Genomic DNA, 16,773 nt, shown 5'->3' with positions numbered 1-16,773 from the left:
CATCAGCGCAGCCCCTCCAGCCAGCCATCGAGATGTCGAAAGGCATCGTTGAAGGTCCGATCGAGCTGCAAGGGCGTGATCGAGACATAGCCTTGCATGACCGCATGAAAGTCCGTGCCAGGCCCGCCGTCCTCGGCATCGCCGGCGGCTGCGATCCAGTAGCCGGCCTTGCCGCGCGGGTCGACGACGTGCATCGGTTTGGCGGCGCGGGCGCGATGGCCCAGGCGGGTCAGTTGGATGCCGCGAATATGGTCAAGCGGCAGATTCGGGATGTTCACATTCAGCACCGTGCGCGGCGGCAGGTCCAGCTCGCCATGGGCCTGCACCAGTTTACGGGCGAAGTAGGCGGCGGTGGGCAAGTTATCGACCTGCCGTGAAACAAACGAAAAGGCAAACGAAGTATGGTTCAGGAAACGGCCTTCCAGGGCCGCCGCGACAGTACCGGAATACAGCACGTCATCGCCAAGATTAGCGCCCAGGTTGATACCTGAGACCACCATGTCCGGCTCGCGCTCCAACAGGCCGTTAAGGCCCAGGTGCACACAATCGGTCGGCGTGCCGTTGATACTGATGAAGCCGTTGTCCAGATAGCAGGGGTGCAGCGGACGGTCGAGCGTCAGCGAACTGCTGGCGCCGCTTTTGTCCTGGTCCGGGGCGATGACCACGCACTCGGCAAAATCCGCCAGCGCAGCATAAAGCGCGGCAAGGCCGGGTGCTGTCACCCCGTCGTCGTTAGAAATCAGAATACGCATGGGCTGTCCGTCTGCCCTACCGGCACCAGATCGACGAGTTCGCGCACCAAGACAGTGGCGAAGCATCCGGCCGGCAGGACGAATTCCAATTGCAGAATGTCAGGCGAGGGATAATGCCACGACAGCCCGCCGATGGGCAGTCGCAGGATGCGACGTTCGTGACTCATTCCCGCGTTTATCAACCAGTCTCGCAACGATGCCTCGCTTTCGGCGACGGCCTGCTCAAGCTCGAAGACCGCGCCAGCGGTCGGCGAAGGGCCTTCGCCCCACTGAGGCCCGGTCGGGTGCAGATCGAGGATTGCCAGGCGCGGATCGCTGCATTCAGCTTCGCCCGCCGGGAAGAAACTGCGGCTGTCAGTGAACGACAGCAAATCGCCTACCTGGGCGGTTTGCCAGGTGCCATCGGCCACCCGGGCCGCCAGCACTTTGTTAAATAGAAAGCTACGGGCCGTGGACAGCAGGCGCGAACGCACGTTGCGCTGCTCCGGCAATGCCCCACGAGCAGCCCAGGCACGGGCATCAACGACGTTGCCACCGTCATGGCCAAAGCGCTGGGCGCCGAAATAGTTCGGAATGCCTTGGCGAATAATCTGTTGCAGACGCGCTTCGATAGCCTCTTTGTCGCCCTTGAACTGGGTCAGGCGCAGGGTGAAACCATTGGCCGAATGCGCGCCGCGCTGCAGCTTGCGCCGATGGCGACCGGTCTTGAGAATCTTCAGCGTTTCATTTTCCGCCGCCGACAAATCCGGGTCGGCCTTGCCTGGCAGTTGCACGCTGAACCACTGGCGGGTCAGGGCTTGGCGATCCTTGAGCCCGGCATAGCTGACCGTGCGCAACGGTACCCCGGCAGCCTTGGCAATGCGTCGGGCCGCTTCTTCGGTGTTCAGGCCGCGTTTTTCAACCCAGATCCACAAATGCTCGCCATCGCCACTCAACGGAATATCGAGCACTTCATCGACCTGGAAATCTTCCGCCGTGGCCTTGAGTACCGCGCTGCCCAGCGACTCACCGTAGGCCCGCGGGCCCAATAGTTCGAGTTCGGTCATGGGCGCAGCAACAACGCAACGGAATGGACGGCAATACCTTCTTCGCGACCGACGAAGCCAAGCTTCTCGGTGGTGGTGGCTTTCACGTTCACCTGGTCCAGCTCAACCTGCAGATCCTCGGCAATCCGCAGGCGCATCGCTTCGATGTGTGGCGCCATCTTGGGCGCCTGGGCAACGATCGTGTTGTCGACGTTGCCGATTTTCCAGCCTTTGGCGTGGATCAACGAAACCACGTGACGCAGCAACACGCGGCTGTCGGCGCCCTTGAATTGCGGGTCGGTGTCCGGGAAGTGTTTGCCGATATCGCCCAAGGCGGCCGCGCCAAGCAATGCATCGCTCAGGGCGTGCAGCAAAACGTCACCGTCAGAATGCGCGAGCAGCCCAAAGCCGTGTGCGATACGCACGCCGCCCAGAGTAATGAAGTCGCCTTCAGCGAAACGGTGAACATCGTAGCCGTGGCCAATACGCATAAAAAAACGCCCCGATTTTTGTCAGGGCGTGATTCTACCTGCATTAGCCGTTCAGGGCGCGTGCATGATGTTGCAAGTGTTCATCGATGAAGCTGGCGATGAAAAAGTAGCTGTGGTCATAGCCCGGTTGCAGGCGCAGTTCCAAAGGATGGTCGGCCGCCTTGGCGGCTTGTTGCAAGGCTTCGGGCTTGAGCTGGTTGGCCAGGAAATCGTCACGATCACCCTGATCCACCAGCAGCGGGAGCTTTTCACCGGCCTCGGCGATCAACGCACAGGCATCCCACTCACGCCATTTCGAGCGGTCTTCCCCCAGGTAGCGGGAGAAAGCTTTCTGCCCCCATGGGCAATCCATGGGGTTGTTGATCGGCGAAAACGCCGATACCGAGCGATAACGCCCGGGGTTGCGCAACGCGCAGACCAGCGCGCCATGCCCACCCATGGAGTGACCACTGATGCCACGTTTATCAGACGCCGGGAAATGGGCTTCGACCAGCGCCGGCAATTCCTGCACGACGTAGTCATGCATCCGATAATGCCGCGCCCAAGGATCCTGCGTGGCGTTGACATAAAAGCCCGCGCCGAGCCCGAAGTCCCAGGCGCCATCCGGATCGCCCGGCACGTCGGCGCCACGGGGGCTGGTGTCCGGCGCGACAATGATCAGCCCCAACTCGGCAGCCAAGCGCTGGGCCCCGGCCTTCTGCATGAAGTTTTCGTCGGTGCAGGTCAGTCCGGACAACCAATACAACACGGGCAACTTGCCGCCCTGCTCGGCCTGCGGCGGCAGGTAGACGGCAAACACCATGTCACAACCAAGCACTTCGGAACGGTGTCGGTAACGCTTGTGCCAGCCGCCGAAGCTTTTCTGGCAGGAAATGTTTTCCAGGCTCATGACCGACCTCAGAAATGAATAACGGTACGAATGCTCTTGCCTTCGTGCATCAGGTCAAAGGCCTTGTTGATATCTTCCAGGCCCATGGTGTGGGTAATGAACGTGTCCAGCGGGATCTCGCCTTTCTCGGCCATTTCCACGTAGCTGGGCAACTCGCTGCGACCGCGCACACCACCAAATGCCGAACCGCGCCAGACGCGCCCGGTCACCAACTGGAATGGACGGGTGGCTATTTCCTGCCCGGCCCCGGCCACGCCGATGATCACCGACTCGCCCCAACCTTTATGGCAGCATTCCAGCGCGGCACGCATCAGTTGAACGTTGCCGATGCACTCGAAGGAAAAGTCCACCCCGCCGTCGGTCATATCGACGATGACTTCCTGGATCGGACGGTCGAAGTCTTTCGGGTTGACGCAGTCGGTGGCACCGAGCTGCTTGGCGATTTCGAACTTGGCCGGGTTGATGTCGATGGCGATGATGCGCGAAGCCTTGGCTTTCACGGCGCCAATCACCGCTGACAGGCCGATGCCGCCCAGGCCAAAAATGGCCACGGTGTCACCCGGCTTGACCTTCGCGGTGTTGAGCACCGCGCCGATACCAGTGGTGACGCCACAACCCAGCAGGCAAACCTTTTCCAGCGGCGCTTCTTTTTGAATCTTCGCGACGGAGATTTCCGGCAACACGGTGTACTCGGAGAACGTCGAAGTACCCATGTAGTGGAAAATCGTCTCGCCCTTGTAGGAAAAACGCGAAGTGCCATCCGGCATCAAGCCCTTGCCCTGGGTAGCGCGAATCGCCTGACACAGGTTGGTCTTGCCTGACTTACAGAACTTGCACTGGCCGCACTCCGGGGTGTAGAGCGGAATCACGTGGTCGCCCACCGCTACCGAAGTCACGCCCTCACCGATGGCTTCGACAATCGCGCCGCCTTCGTGGCCGAGAATCGACGGGAAAATCCCCTCCGGATCGGCGCCGGACAAAGTGTAGGCATCAGTATGACAAACACCCGAAGCCACTACGCGCAGCAACACTTCGCCTGCCTTGGGCATGGCGACGTCGACTTCGACGATTTCCAGCGGTTTCTTGGCCTCGAAGGCAACGGCGGCGCGCGACTTGATCATTCGAATACTCCGGTAAATAAAAACGAGACAGGGAGTGTAATCCTCCACCGGACGATGAATAATCCGGCCGAAAGCAAAACATTATTGCTGTATAGGGATAATCCTCAATGTCCGATAGCCGCTGGGAAGGAATCGATGAGTTTGTCGCCGTGGCCGAATGCAGCCAATTCACCGCCGCCGCCGAACGCCTTGGGGTTTCTTCGTCCCATATCAGTCGCCAAATCGTACGGCTTGAAGAGCGTCTTCAAACACGATTGCTCTATCGCAGCACTCGCCGGGTAACACTGACCGAAGCCGGCCAAACCTTCTTGCAGCATTGCCAGCGCCTCCAGGACGGACGCGAAGAAGCATTGCGGGCGGTGGGCGACCTGACCAGCGAACCCAAGGGCATGCTTCGAATGACCTGCGCCGTGGCCTACGGCGAACGGTTCATCGTGCCGTTGGTGACGCGGTTCATGGGGATTTATCCGCAGTTGCGGGTGGACATCGAACTGAGCAACCGGCCACTGGACCTGGTGCACGAAAGCCTGGACCTGGCGATTCGCCTCGGCCGTTTACAGGACTCGCGCCTGGTGGCCACGCGCCTGGCGCCACGGCAAATGTACCTGTGCGCTTCACCGTCCTATCTGGAACGCTACGGCCGGCCCCACAGTTTGTCTGAACTGAGTCGCCACAACTGCCTGATCGGCAGCTCCGACCTCTGGCAGCTAGAACAGAACGGCCGGGAATTTTCGCAGCGGATACAGGGAAACTGGCGTTGCAACAGTGGGCAGGCGGTGTTGGACGCTGCGCTGCAAGGCGTGGGGTTGTGCCAGCTTCCGGATTATTACGTGCTGGAGCACTTGAAAAGCGGTGCGTTGATTTCACTGCTGGAAGCCCATCAGCCTCCCAACACGGCGGTATGGGCGTTGTATCCACAGCAGCGGCATTTGTCGCCGAAGGTGCGCAAGTTGGTGGATTACTTGAAGGAAGGGTTGGCGCAGCGGCCGGAATACCGCGGTTAGGAGCCGGCGGTTTCATGGGTATTGAACCCGTGTGGGCTAGCGGCGATTAGCCCAACGTTGACGCAACCACTCCAGATCTTCCGGCCGGGTGACCTTGATGTTGTCGGCCCGCCCTTCGATCAACCGAGGCGCCTGCCCCGCCCATTCCATGGCGGACGCTTCGTCGGTAATCAGCGCATCCGCCACCAAGCTGTCGGCCAAGGCCCGATGCAGGGCACCGAGGCGGAACATCTGCGGTGTATAGGCTTGCCAGATCACGCTGCGATCAACGGTTTCCAGCACGCGCCCGTGTTTATCGACGCGCTTGAGTGTGTCCCGCGCCGGGACGGCCAGCAGACCGCCGACCGGATCGATCGACAGCTCGCCCAGCAAAGTGTCCAGGTCTTCCCGGGCCAGGTTCGGCCGGGCGGCATCGTGTACCAGCACCCAATCATGATCATCGGCGCCCTGCTCGTGCAGATGCAGCAAGGCATTGAGCACCGAGTCCGAACGTTGCGCGCCTCCGTCTACACGCTGGATGCGCGGGTCGTCGGCACAAGCCAGGGTCGGCCAGTAAGGGTCATCATGGGCAATGCTGACCACCACGCCCTTGACGGTCGGGTGATCGAGGAAACAGCCAAGGCTGTGTTCGAGAATAGTGCGCCCGGCCAGTTGCAGATATTGCTTGGGACGGTCCGCGGCCATTCGGGCGCCAACGCCCGCGGCAGGAATCACGGCCCAGAAGGCCGGTAGACGAATACTCATTGGGCGAGCTGATAGAGGGTTTCGCCCTCCTTGACCATGCCCAACTCATGACGGGCCCGCTCTTCCACGGTCTCCATGCCTTTTTTCAGTTCCATCACTTCGGCGTCCATTACCCGATTGCGCTCCAGCAGTGCTTCGTTTTCAGCGTGCTGATCGGCTATTTGCTGGGTCAGGTCGGCCACTTGCGCCAAGCTGCCGTTACCCACCCACAGGCGGTACTGCAGGCCGGCCAGCAACAAGAGCAAGACAAGGAACAACCAATTGGGACTGCGCATCGAATATCAGGTATCCAGTGAAAAAAGACCGCCATGCCAAACTTTGAAGCGTCTGATAGCACGAAGCCTGGAGAACCCAGGCTTGTGCTTGATAAGGCATCAGATTAGAGGCAAAACCGCCGTCATGGCGACCTTTGCGACAAAATCCGCTGTCTTTTTACCATTTACCGCTTAACCGCGAAACTCGGCGCGACCGTTGTACTTGGCCTTGCCATTCAACTGCTCTTCGATACGCAGCAGTTGGTTGTACTTGGACACGCGGTCGGAACGGCACAGCGAACCGGTCTTGATCTGGCCCGCCGCAGTGCCGACGGCCAGGTCGGCGATGGTCGAATCTTCGGTTTCACCGGAGCGGTGAGAGATCACGGCGGTGTAGCCGGCGGCCTTGGCCATCTGGATGGCTTCCAGGGTTTCGGTCAGGGTGCCGATCTGGTTGAACTTGATCAGGATCGAGTTGGCGATCTTCTTGTCGATGCCTTCTTTCAGGATCTTGGTGTTGGTCACGAACAAGTCGTCACCCACCAGCTGGGTTTTTTCGCCGATCTTGTCGGTGAGGATTTTCCAGCCGGCCCAATCGGACTCGTCCAGACCGTCTTCGATGGAGATGATCGGGTAACGTTCGGTCAGGCCCTTGAGGTAGTCGGCGAAACCTTCGGCGGTGAATACCTGGCCTTCGCCGGACAGGTTGTACTTGCCGTCTTCGTAGAATTCACTGGCGGCGCAGTCCAGGGCCAGGGTCACGTCGGTGCCCAGTTTGTAGCCAGCGTTGGCCACGGCTTCGGAGATCACTTTCAGTGCGTCTTCGTTGGACGCCAGGTTCGGCGCGAAACCGCCTTCGTCGCCCACCGCAGTGCTCAGGCCACGGGCTTTGAGCACTGCCTTGAGGTGATGGAAGATCTCGGTGCCCATGCGCAGGCCTTCGGAGAAGGTCTTGGCGCCGACCGGCTGTACCATGAATTCCTGGATGTCGACGTTGTTATCGGCATGCTCGCCGCCGTTGATGATGTTCATCATCGGCACCGGCATCGAGTAGACGCCCGGCGTACCGTTCAGGTTGGCGATGTGTGCATACAGCGGCAGGTCCTGGTCCTGGGCGGCAGCCTTGGCAGCGGCCAGGGAAACGGCGAGGATCGCGTTGGCGCCCAGGGTGGCTTTGTTTTCAGTACCGTCGAGCTTGATCATGGCCTGATCGAGGGCTTTCTGGTCGGCAGGATCCTTGCCCAGCAACAGGTCGCGGATCGGACCGTTGATGTTGGCGACGGCTTTCAGCACGCCCTTGCCCAGGTAACGGCTCTTGTCGCCATCACGCAGCTCCAGCGCTTCGCGCGAGCCAGTGGAAGCACCGGACGGCGCGCAGGCGCTGCCGATGATGCCGTTGTCGAGAAGCACGTCCGCTTCGACAGTGGGGTTGCCACGGGAGTCGAGAACTTCACGACCTTTGATGTCGACGATTTTTGCCATTGTTGTAAACACTCCAAAGTTGACGAAAACGACGCAGCGAGAGGAAATCTTTTACCGTCGGCGGGCAGAATGCAGCGGGCAGGCTTGCCGACGATAACGCCCGGCCCGCAGGCCAGAGCGTTTATCGAGCGGTACTTTACCGGAGAAAGCCGTATTACGCGGTTTCTATCGTCGGAAAACCCTTGACCAGCTCGTCCAGCGACTTGAGCTGAGACAGGAAAGGTTCCAGCTTGTTCAAGCGCAAGGCACAGGGGCCGTCACACTTGGCGTTGTCCGGATCAGGATGGGCTTCGAGGAACAGGCCCGCCAGGGACTGGCTCATGCCGGCCTTGGCCAGGTCGGTCACCTGGGCGCGACGTCCGCCGGCGGAGTCGGAACGACCGCCGGGCATTTGCAACGCATGGGTCACGTCGAAGAACACCGGATACTCGAACTGCTTCATGATGCCGAAGCCGAGCATGTCCACTACCAGGTTGTTGTAGCCGAAGCTCGAACCACGCTCGCAGAGGATCAACTGGTCGTTCCCGGCTTCTTCGCACTTGCTCAGGATGTGCTTCATTTCCTGGGGCGCGAGGAACTGGGCTTTCTTGATATTGATCACCGCGCCGGTCTTGGCCATCGCCACTACCAAGTCGGTCTGGCGCGACAGGAAGGCCGGCAACTGGATGATGTCGCAGACCTCGGCGACCACCGCAGCCTGGGCCGGCTCGTGGACGTCGGTAATGATCGGCACGCCGAAGGCTTGCTTGACGTCCTGGAAGATCCGCATGCCTTCTTCCAGGCCGGGGCCACGGTAAGAAGTGACCGACGAGCGGTTGGCCTTGTCGAAGCTGGCCTTGAAGACATAAGGGATGCCCAGCTTCTGGGTGACCTTCACGTATTCTTCGCAGACCTGCATCGCCATGTCGCGGCTTTCCAGCACGTTCATGCCGCCGAACAGCACCATGGGCTTGTCGTTGGCAATCTCGATGTCGCCGACGCGGATGATCTTCTGGGCCATGGTCTTATGCCTTTTTCTGGTGTTGAGCCAAAGCGGCTTTCACGAAACCGCTGAACAACGGATGACCGTCGCGCGGTGTCGAGGTGAACTCCGGGTGGAACTGGCAAGCGACAAACCATGGGTGATCCGCCGCCTCGACCACTTCAACCAGCGCGCCGTCACCGGAGCGGCCGGAAATCTTCAGGCCGGCTTCGATCAGTTGCGGCAGCAGGTTGTTGTTCACTTCGTAGCGATGACGATGGCGCTCGACGATCACATCCTTGGCGTAGCAATCGTGCACTTTGGAGCCGGCTTCAAGCAGGCATTCCTGGGCGCCGAGGCGCATGGTGCCGCCCAGGTCCGACGTTTCGGTACGCACTTCCACGGCACCGGTGGCGTCTTCCCACTCGGTGATCAGGCCGACGACCGGGTGGCCGCTGGCACGATCGAACTCGGTGGAGTTGGCGTCCTTCCAGCCCATCACGTTACGGGCAAACTCGATGACCGCCACTTGCATGCCCAGGCAGATGCCCAGGTACGGCACCTTGTTTTCACGAGCGTATTGCACCGCGGTGATCTTGCCTTCTACACCACGCAGGCCAAAGCCGCCGGGCACGAGGATCGCATCGGCGCCTTCGAGCAGGCCGGTGCCCTGGTTCTCGATGTCTTCGGAATCGATGTAGCGCAGGTTGACCTTGGTGCGGTTGCTGATACCGGCGTGGCTCATCGCTTCGATCAGCGACTTGTAGGCGTCAAGCAGTTCCATGTACTTGCCGACCATGGCGATGGTGACTTCGTGCTCAGGGTTGAGCTTGGCATCGACCACGGCCTCCCATTCGGACAGGTCGGCGCTCGCGCACTGCAGACCGAAGCGCTCGACGACAAAGTCGTCCAGGCCTTGGGCGTGCAGGATGCCCGGGATCTTGTAGATGGTGTCGGCGTCTTCGAGGCCGATCACCGCGCGCTCTTCAACGTTGGTGAACTGGGCGATCTTGCGACGCGAGGAAATGTCGATCGGGTGATCGGAGCGGCAGATCAGTACGTCCGGCTGCAGGCCGATGGAGCGCAGTTCCTTGACCGAGTGCTGGGTCGGCTTGGTCTTGGTTTCGCCCGCGGTAGCGATGTACGGCACCAGCGTCAGGTGCATCAGCATCGCGCGCTTGGCGCCGATTTCGAAACGCAGTTGGCGGATAGCCTCGAGGAACGGCTGGGACTCGATGTCGCCCACGGTACCGCCGATCTCGACCATCGCCACGTCGGCGTCGCCGGCACCCTTGATGATGCGGCGCTTGATCTCGTCGGTGATGTGCGGGATGACCTGGATGGTCGCGCCCAGGTAATCACCACGGCGCTCTTTGCGCAGCACGTGCTCGTAGACACGGCCGGTGGTGAAGTTGTTGTTCTGGGTCATGGTCGTGCGGATGAACCGCTCGTAGTGGCCCAGGTCCAGGTCGGTCTCGGCGCCGTCGTGGGTGACGAACACTTCACCGTGCTGGAACGGGCTCATGGTGCCCGGGTCGACGTTGATGTACGGGTCCAGCTTGAGCATGGTGACCTTAAGTCCCCGCGCCTCCAGGATGGCCGCCAATGAAGCCGAGGCAATGCCTTTCCCCAATGAAGAAACAACACCGCCCGTGACGAATATGTAGCGCGTCATGAAAAACCCTAGAAGTCTGCGTTAAAGCGGTCCGAGCCGCCGGGGAAAGCGAAGGAAGGCCGAAGCCCCCGATCACCTGCATTAATCACAGTGCACCTTTCAAAAAAACCGCCGCGTCGGGACAGACCGGAGGTGAAATCACCGGTACGTTGCTCGCTACACATTTTTTGGAATCGCCCAGCAAAGACTGCTTGGTAATCGGCAACTCCTGCAATTCAGGCGAATCCACAGAAGTTGTATCAAGAAGGGAGCGTAGTCTACCGGAAAGCCCCTTTCAGCTCAAACCCAGATCTTGGCTTTCATGGCTGCCAGATCAACTGCCAACCGCGATCAGCACTGCCGTCGAGCCCCGCAAGGCTCGCCACCGCCAGCAATTGCTCGCCACGGTACAGCAGCGGCCATCGACCACGAGCGAACGCCGGCACGCCGCTTTCGTTGAACAAACGCTTGAGGTCACGGTGGCCGCGCCCCGGCAATTGCATGACTTCGCCGCCCTGGCGATAACGGATGCAGAGCGGACCGGCGGGAATCGCGCCGCGCAGCATCACCCGGCCATTGCCCGGCAGCGACAATGGCGAGTCGATCCGAGGCCATTGAATAGGACCCGCGACCGCTCGCAACCAGCGGTCGGATAACCAAAAGATTCGTCCGCCTGAACGGTGCAACTCGCCATCCGCCAATCGCCAGACCGGATGGGCATCTTCCTTTGCATCACGCAACGAATCCCAGCCGGCCCAATGATCGCTGTCGGGAAGCCTCGTCACCGAGGCCAACCAATGGCTCAAGACATTGCGCTGGCGGGCTGGTGACAATGCTTGCAATGGCGCCAGCTCAAGCGATCGCAATCCAAGCCAGTCGAACGCGCCAGGCGTCAGGACTCGCCCCAGATCGATCTGCGCCAGATCGTCCAGCAAACCTTGGGCCTCGCTCAGGTGCGCGGCACTGCGGGCCAGGGTCATCGAAGCCTGGGGCCATTGCTCGGTCAATGCCGGAAAAACTCGCTGGCGCAGGTAGTTGCGCGCGTAGCGATGATCATCGTTGGAAGGGTCCTCGACCCAGCTCAGGCCCTGTTGCGCCGCATAGGTTTGCAGCTCGGCGCGGGACACATCGAGCAACGGCCGCAGCAAATGGCCCTGCCCCAAGGGACGTTGCCTCGGCATTGCCGACAAACCCCTCACCCCCGCTCCGCGCAGCAAGCGAAACAGCAGGGTTTCAGCCTGGTCGTCCCGGTGCTGGGCGGTGAGCAGCACGTCGTTGTCATGCGTCGCCGCGATGAACGCTCCATAACGCGCATCCCGGGCAGCGCGCTCGACGCTGGCGCCGGGACGAACCCGGACACTGACCACCTGCAGCGGCACTCCCAGCGCCTCGCAAACCCGCCGACAATGGTCCGGCCAGGCATCGGCCGCAGCCTGGAGACCGTGATGCACATGGATAGCGCTTAGCGCAGGCAAGGTTTGGTTTTTTGCCAGGGAGACGAGCAGATGCAGCAGGACGGTGGAATCGAGACCACCGGAGAAGGCGATGCGCCAGTTGGCGGCGTCGCGCCAAGGGGCTAGCTGTGCGAGGAGACGGGTTGGCAGATCCACGCCGGGGTTCATAGGATTCAGCCTTGGGACGAGCCCATGTGGGAGCGAGACAGCTCGCCCCACATGGATGCAGCGCTCAGATCAGAGACCGTAGCTCATCAACCGCTCATAGCGACGGGTCAACAGTTCATCGTTGTCGAACTTCTTCAACATCGACAACTGCGAACTCAGCTCGGCGCGGACCAGTGCCGCGGCCGCCGCTGGGTCACGATGGGCGCCGCCCACCGGCTCGCCGATCACTTTGTCGACGATGCCCAGGCCTTTGAGACGCTCGGCGGTGATGCCCATGGCCTCAGCGGCATCCGGCGCTTTCTCGGCGGTTTTCCACAGGATCGAGGCGCAGCCTTCCGGCGAGATCACCGCGTAGGTGGAATATTGCAGCATGTTCAACTGGTCGCAGACGCCAATGGCCAACGCACCGCCGGAACCGCCTTCGCCAATCACGGTGGCGATGATCGGGGTTTTCAGGCGTGCCATGACACGCAGGTTCCAGGCGATCGCTTCGCTCTGGTTGCGCTCTTCGGCGTCGATACCCGGATAGGCGCCCGGCGTGTCGATGAAGGTCAGGATCGGCATCTTGAAGCGCTCGGCCATTTCCATCAGGCGGCAGGCCTTGCGGTAGCCTTCCGGACGCGGCATGCCAAAATTGCGGCGCACTTTCTCGCGTACTTCGCGGCCCTTCTGGTGACCGATGATCATGACCGGCTGGTCGTCCAGGCGAGCGACACCGCCGACAATCGCGGCGTCGTCGGAGAAATGACGGTCGCCGTGGAGCTCATCGAACTCGGTGAAGATGTGTTCAATGTAGTCCAGGGTGTAGGGGCGACGCGGATGACGCGCCAGACGCGCGATCTGCCAGCTGGTCAGCTTGCCGAAGATGTCTTCGGTGAGCGTGCGGCTTTTGTCCTGCAGCCGAGAGATTTCATCGCCGATATTCAGCGAATTGTCGTTACCGACCAAGCGCAACTCTTCAATCTTGGCTTGAAGGTCGGCGATCGGCTGTTCGAAATCTAGAAAATTCGGGTTCATAGGCGTCCGTCTTGGGTCGACGTCCAAGAGAGCTTGGGCCGGCCGGTTGTCTATTCGCGCCCTACCTTAAGGGAGAGGCGCGTTCAGGTCGAGATTAAAAATTCGAGTCGAGGTCAGGGGCGCTCTGGGTTCAAGAGTGGCACCTGGCCGTCAACGGTATTGGAGGAAGACGTTGTCTTTGCCGAACTGGTCACGCAAGGCTTGAATCAACGCATCCGCCGGATCGATCCGCCAGCCCTCGCCGAACTGCAACACGGCCTTGGCGTCGGGGCGCACGTACTCCATGGTGATCGGGCACGCACCGCGATGGCGCTTGAACAACTCGCCCAACCAGCGTAGCTGATCGCCCTTCAAGTCCTGGGTCTGCAACTTCAGGCGCAGGCTTTCGGCGAGGTTGGTACGGGCATCTTCCATGCTCATCACCCGCTTGACCCGCAGCCGCAGGCCACCGGAAAAGTCGTCGTTGCTGACTTCGCCTTCCACCACCACCATCGCGTCGGTCTGCAACAGCGACTGCGCCGAATGAAACGCATCGGCGAACAACGAAGCCTCGATGCGCCCGGAGCGGTCGTCGAGGGTGATGAAGCCCATCTTGTCGCCCTTTTTGTTTTTCATCACCCGCAGGGCAATGATCATACCGGCGACGGTTTGTGTATCGCGAGCGGGCTTGAGGTCGATGATGCGCTGGCGGGCGAAGCGGCGGATCTCGCCTTCGTACTCGTCGATCGGGTGACCGGTCAGGTACAGGCCCAAGGTGTCTTTCTCACCCTTGAGGCGTTCCTTGAGGGTCAGTTCCTTGGCCTTGCGATGGTTGGCGTAGACATCGGCGTCTTCTTCGACGAACAGCCCGCCAAACAGGTCGGCGTGACCGCTGTCGTGGGTGCGCGCCGTTTGCTCGGCGGCCTTGATCGCCTCTTCCATCGCCGCCAGCAACACCGCGCGGTTGCGATCGATATTGGCCTGATAGGCCTTGGGCTCATCCTGGAAGTAAGGGCCCAGGCGGTCCAGCGCGCCACTGCGGATCAAACCGTCAAGGGTGCGCTTGTTGATACGCTTGAGGTCGACCCGCGCGCAGAAATCAAACAGGTCCTTGAACGGCCCGTCCTGGCGCGCCTCGGTGATTGCCTCCACCGGCCCCTCGCCCACGCCCTTGATCGCGCCGAGGCCGTAGATGATCCGGCCCTCGTCGTTCACCGTGAACTTGAACTCCGAAGCGTTCACGTCCGGCGCATCGAGGCGCAGCTTCATGGTCCGCACTTCTTCGATCAAGGTCACGACCTTGTCGGTGTTGTGCATATCCGCCGAGAGTACCGCCGCCATGAACGGCGCCGGGTAATGCGCCTTCAGCCAGGCGGTCTGGTACGACACCAGGCCGTAGGCGGCGGAGTGGGATTTGTTGAAGCCGTAGCCGGCGAATTTTTCCACCAGGTCGAAGATGTTGCCGGCCAGGTCAGGGTCAATGCCGTTGGTCGCGCAACCTTCGATGAAGCCGCCGCGCTGCTTGGCCATCTCCTCGGGTTTTTTCTTACCCATGGCCCGACGCAGCATGTCCGCGCCGCCGAGGGTGTAGCCGGCCATCACCTGGGCAATTTGCATCACCTGTTCCTGGTACAGGATGATGCCATAGGTCGGCGCCAGCACTGGCTTCAAGCCTTCGTACTGATAATCGATGTGCGGGTACGCCAGCTCGGCGCGACCGTGCTTACGGTTGATGAAGTCATCCACCATGCCCGATTGCAGGGGGCCCGGGCGGAACAGGGCCACGAGTGCAATGAGGTCTTCCAGGCAGTCGGGCTTGAGCTTCTTGATCAGCTCCTTCATGCCTCGGGATTCAAGCTGGAACACCGCCGTGGTTTCGGCTTTTTGCAGCAGGCTGTAGGTCGGCTTGTCATCCAGCGGGATGAAGGCAATGTCCAGCGGCGCTTCGCCAACCTTGGCGCGGTCGCGGTTGATGGTCTTGAGCGCCCAGTCGATGATGGTCAGGGTACGCAGGCCGAGGAAGTCGAACTTCACCAGGCCGGCCGCCTCGACGTCATCCTTGTCGAACTGGGTCACCAGGCCATCGCCTTCTTCATCGCAATAAATTGGCGAGAAGTCAGTCAGCTTGGTCGGCGCGATCACCACGCCACCGGCGTGCTTGCCGACGTTACGCACCACGCCTTCAAGCTTGCGGGCCATTTCCCAAATTTCCGCGGCCTCTTCATCGACCTTGATGAAGTCCCGCAGGATCTCTTCCTGCTCGTAGGCCTTTTCCAGGGTCATGCCGACTTCGAACGGAATCATTTTCGACAGGCGATCCGCCAGGCCGTAGGACTTACCCTGCACCCGCGCCACGTCGCGCACCACAGCCTTGGCCGCCATGGAACCGAAGGTGATGATCTGGCTTACGGCGTTGCGGCCGTATTTCTCGGCCACGTAGTCGATTACCCGGTCACGACCATCCATGCAGAAGTCGACGTCGAAGTCGGGCATGGAAACCCGTTCCGGGTTGAGGAAACGTTCGAACAGCAGGTCGTATTCCAGCGGGTCGAGGTCGGTGATCTTCTGCACATAGGCCACCAGCGACCCGGCACCCGAACCCCGGCCTGGACCGACCGGCACACCGTTGCTCTTGGCCCACTGGATAAAGTCCATCACGATCAGGAAGTAACCGGGGAACCCCATCTGGATGATGATATCCAGCTCGAAATTCAACCGGTCGACGTAGACCTGGCGCTTGGCTTCGTAATCTTCGGTGGTGTCCTTGGGCAGCAGGACGCTCAGGCGTTCCTCAAGGCCGTCGAAGGACACTTTGCGAAAATATTCGTCGATGGTCATGCCATCGGGAATCGGGAAGTTGGGCAGGAAGTGCTTGCCCAGCTTCACTTCGATGTTGCAGCGCTTGGCGATCTCGACGGTGTTTTCCAACGCCTCGGGCAAGTCGCTGAACAGCTCGGCCATTTCCTCGGCGCTCTTGAGGTATTGCTGGTCGCTGTAATTCTTCGACCGACGCGGGTCGTCGAGGGCCCGGCCTTCACCGATGCAAACACGGGTTTCGTGGGCTTCGAAATCTTCCTGCTTGATGAACCGCACGTCGTTGGTCGCCACCAGCGGCGCGCCGATCCTGTCGGCCAGGGCCACGGCGGCGTGCAGGTGTTCTTCGTCATTGGGGCGATTGGTGCGCTGAACCTCGATGTAGAAGCGGTCGGGAAACACCGCCATCCAGTCACGGGCCAGGGTCTCGGCTTCCTCGGGGTTGCCACTGAGCAGGGCCAGGCCGATTTCACCCTCCTTGGCCGCTGACAGCATGATCAGCCCTTCACTGGCCTCGGCCACCCACTCGCGCTCGATGATGATCGAGCCGTTGCGCTGGCCATCGATAAAGCCACGGGAGATCAGCTCGGTGAGGTTGCGATAACCCTGGGCGTTCATCACCAACAGGCTGATACGGCTCAGCGGCGCGTCCGGGTCCTTGTTCGACAGCCACAGGTCGGCGCCACAGATCGGCTTGATCCCGGCGCCCATGGCGGCCTTGTAGAACTTGACCAGCGAACACATGTTGTTCTGGTCGGTGACCGCCACGGCAGGCATGTTCATGCCCACCAGGGTCTTGACCAGTGGCTTGATCCGCACCAGACCGTCGACCAGGGAGTATTCAGTGTGCAGGCGTAGATGAACGAATGAAGCCGGCATAGTGATCCTGCGTTAAGTCATGAAAACAACCAGGCCCGGATTGTACCGGGCCTTGGGTAAAACATCAGCCAGCAACCGCGCTGTC

14 protein-coding genes are annotated in these 16,773 nt (G+C 60.9%); 1 reads left to right on the top strand and 13 read right to left on the bottom strand.

Annotated features, from left to right (window positions below):
• Window positions 1-2: 2 nt before the first annotated feature.
• From surE to HU762_RS07845, 5 genes are read right to left on the bottom strand one after another with little or no spacing between them, the layout of a single operon-like run.
• Window positions 3-752 carry a 5'/3'-nucleotidase SurE gene (gene surE / locus HU762_RS07865; protein ID WP_186635061.1) on the bottom strand — a complete coding sequence of 250 codons (750 nt, stop codon included), beginning with the start codon at window positions 750-752 and terminating at the stop codon, window positions 3-5.
• Complete coding sequence (gene truD / locus HU762_RS07860) at window positions 740-1,798, bottom strand: tRNA pseudouridine(13) synthase TruD (protein ID WP_186635058.1); 1,059 nt, start codon at window positions 1,796-1,798, stop codon at window positions 740-742. Before truD ends, surE begins: the two co-directional genes overlap by 13 nt.
• Window positions 1,795-2,268 carry a 2-C-methyl-D-erythritol 2,4-cyclodiphosphate synthase gene (gene ispF / locus HU762_RS07855; protein ID WP_186611212.1) on the bottom strand — a complete coding sequence of 158 codons (474 nt, stop codon included), beginning with the start codon at window positions 2,266-2,268 and terminating at the stop codon, window positions 1,795-1,797. Before ispF ends, truD begins: the two co-directional genes overlap by 4 nt.
• Window positions 2,269-2,311: 43 nt before the next feature.
• The gene (fghA, locus tag HU762_RS07850; RefSeq protein WP_186635055.1) at window positions 2,312-3,157 is read right to left on the bottom strand and encodes an S-formylglutathione hydrolase; all 846 of its coding nucleotides are present in this window, start codon (window positions 3,155-3,157) and stop codon (window positions 2,312-2,314) included.
• 8 nt (window positions 3,158-3,165) lie between these two features.
• Window positions 3,166-4,278 carry an S-(hydroxymethyl)glutathione dehydrogenase/class III alcohol dehydrogenase gene (locus HU762_RS07845; RefSeq protein WP_058542189.1) on the bottom strand — a complete coding sequence of 371 codons (1,113 nt, stop codon included), beginning with the start codon at window positions 4,276-4,278 and terminating at the stop codon, window positions 3,166-3,168.
• Window positions 4,279-4,385: 107 nt separating this feature from the next.
• On the opposite strand from HU762_RS07845, the gene HU762_RS07840 reads away from it, so the two are divergent.
• Entirely contained in the window at window positions 4,386-5,282 is an 897-nt protein-coding gene (locus tag HU762_RS07840) for a LysR substrate-binding domain-containing protein (RefSeq protein ID WP_186611210.1), read from the top strand.
• Window positions 5,283-5,318: 36 nt separating this feature from the next.
• Here the strand turns inward: HU762_RS07840 and ispD are convergent, their stop codons facing one another.
• The 8 genes from ispD to dnaE all read right to left on the bottom strand — a co-directional run bounded on the left by ispD (window position 5,319) and on the right by dnaE (window position 16,688).
• On the bottom strand, window positions 5,319-6,026 hold the full coding sequence (gene ispD, locus HU762_RS07835) for a 2-C-methyl-D-erythritol 4-phosphate cytidylyltransferase (RefSeq protein ID WP_186635052.1): 708 nt from the start codon (window positions 6,024-6,026) through the stop codon (window positions 5,319-5,321).
• A complete protein-coding gene (gene ftsB, locus HU762_RS07830) occupies window positions 6,023-6,301 on the bottom strand; it encodes a cell division protein FtsB (RefSeq protein WP_024779031.1) in 279 nt (92 codons plus the stop codon). Before ftsB ends, ispD begins: the two co-directional genes overlap by 4 nt.
• Window positions 6,302-6,472: 171 nt before the next feature.
• A complete protein-coding gene (gene eno / locus HU762_RS07825; RefSeq protein WP_186611208.1) occupies window positions 6,473-7,762 on the bottom strand; it encodes a phosphopyruvate hydratase in 1,290 nt (429 codons plus the stop codon).
• Between the two features lie 154 nt (window positions 7,763-7,916).
• Window positions 7,917-8,762 (bottom strand): 3-deoxy-8-phosphooctulonate synthase, encoded by an 846-nt coding sequence (kdsA, locus tag HU762_RS07820; protein ID WP_186635050.1) that lies wholly within the window; start codon window positions 8,760-8,762, stop codon window positions 7,917-7,919.
• Window positions 8,763-8,766: 4 nt separating this feature from the next.
• Window positions 8,767-10,398 (bottom strand): CTP synthase, encoded by a 1,632-nt coding sequence (locus tag HU762_RS07815; RefSeq protein WP_186611207.1) that lies wholly within the window; start codon window positions 10,396-10,398, stop codon window positions 8,767-8,769.
• Window positions 10,399-10,697: 299 nt separating this feature from the next.
• Window positions 10,698-11,999, bottom strand: coding sequence for a tRNA lysidine(34) synthetase TilS (gene tilS / locus HU762_RS07810; protein ID WP_186635047.1), 1,302 nt, complete (start codon window positions 11,997-11,999; stop codon window positions 10,698-10,700).
• Window positions 12,000-12,068: 69 nt separating this feature from the next.
• Window positions 12,069-13,016, bottom strand: coding sequence for an acetyl-CoA carboxylase carboxyltransferase subunit alpha (locus tag HU762_RS07805; protein ID WP_186635044.1), 948 nt, complete (start codon window positions 13,014-13,016; stop codon window positions 12,069-12,071).
• A 150-nt stretch (window positions 13,017-13,166) separates the two neighbouring features.
• Window positions 13,167-16,688: a DNA polymerase III subunit alpha gene (gene dnaE, locus HU762_RS07800; RefSeq protein ID WP_186635041.1), complete on the bottom strand. Its 3,522-nt coding sequence runs from the start codon at window positions 16,686-16,688 to the stop codon at window positions 13,167-13,169.
• Window positions 16,689-16,773: the final 85 nt, after the last annotated feature.

This window comes from Pseudomonas sp. SWRI92, assembly GCF_014268685.1.
Taxonomy (GTDB): Bacteria; Pseudomonadota; Gammaproteobacteria; order Pseudomonadales; family Pseudomonadaceae; genus Aquipseudomonas; species Aquipseudomonas marvdashtae.
The sequence above is the reverse complement of the archived record's forward strand: the minus strand, read 5'-3'. Positions and strand labels throughout refer to the sequence as shown.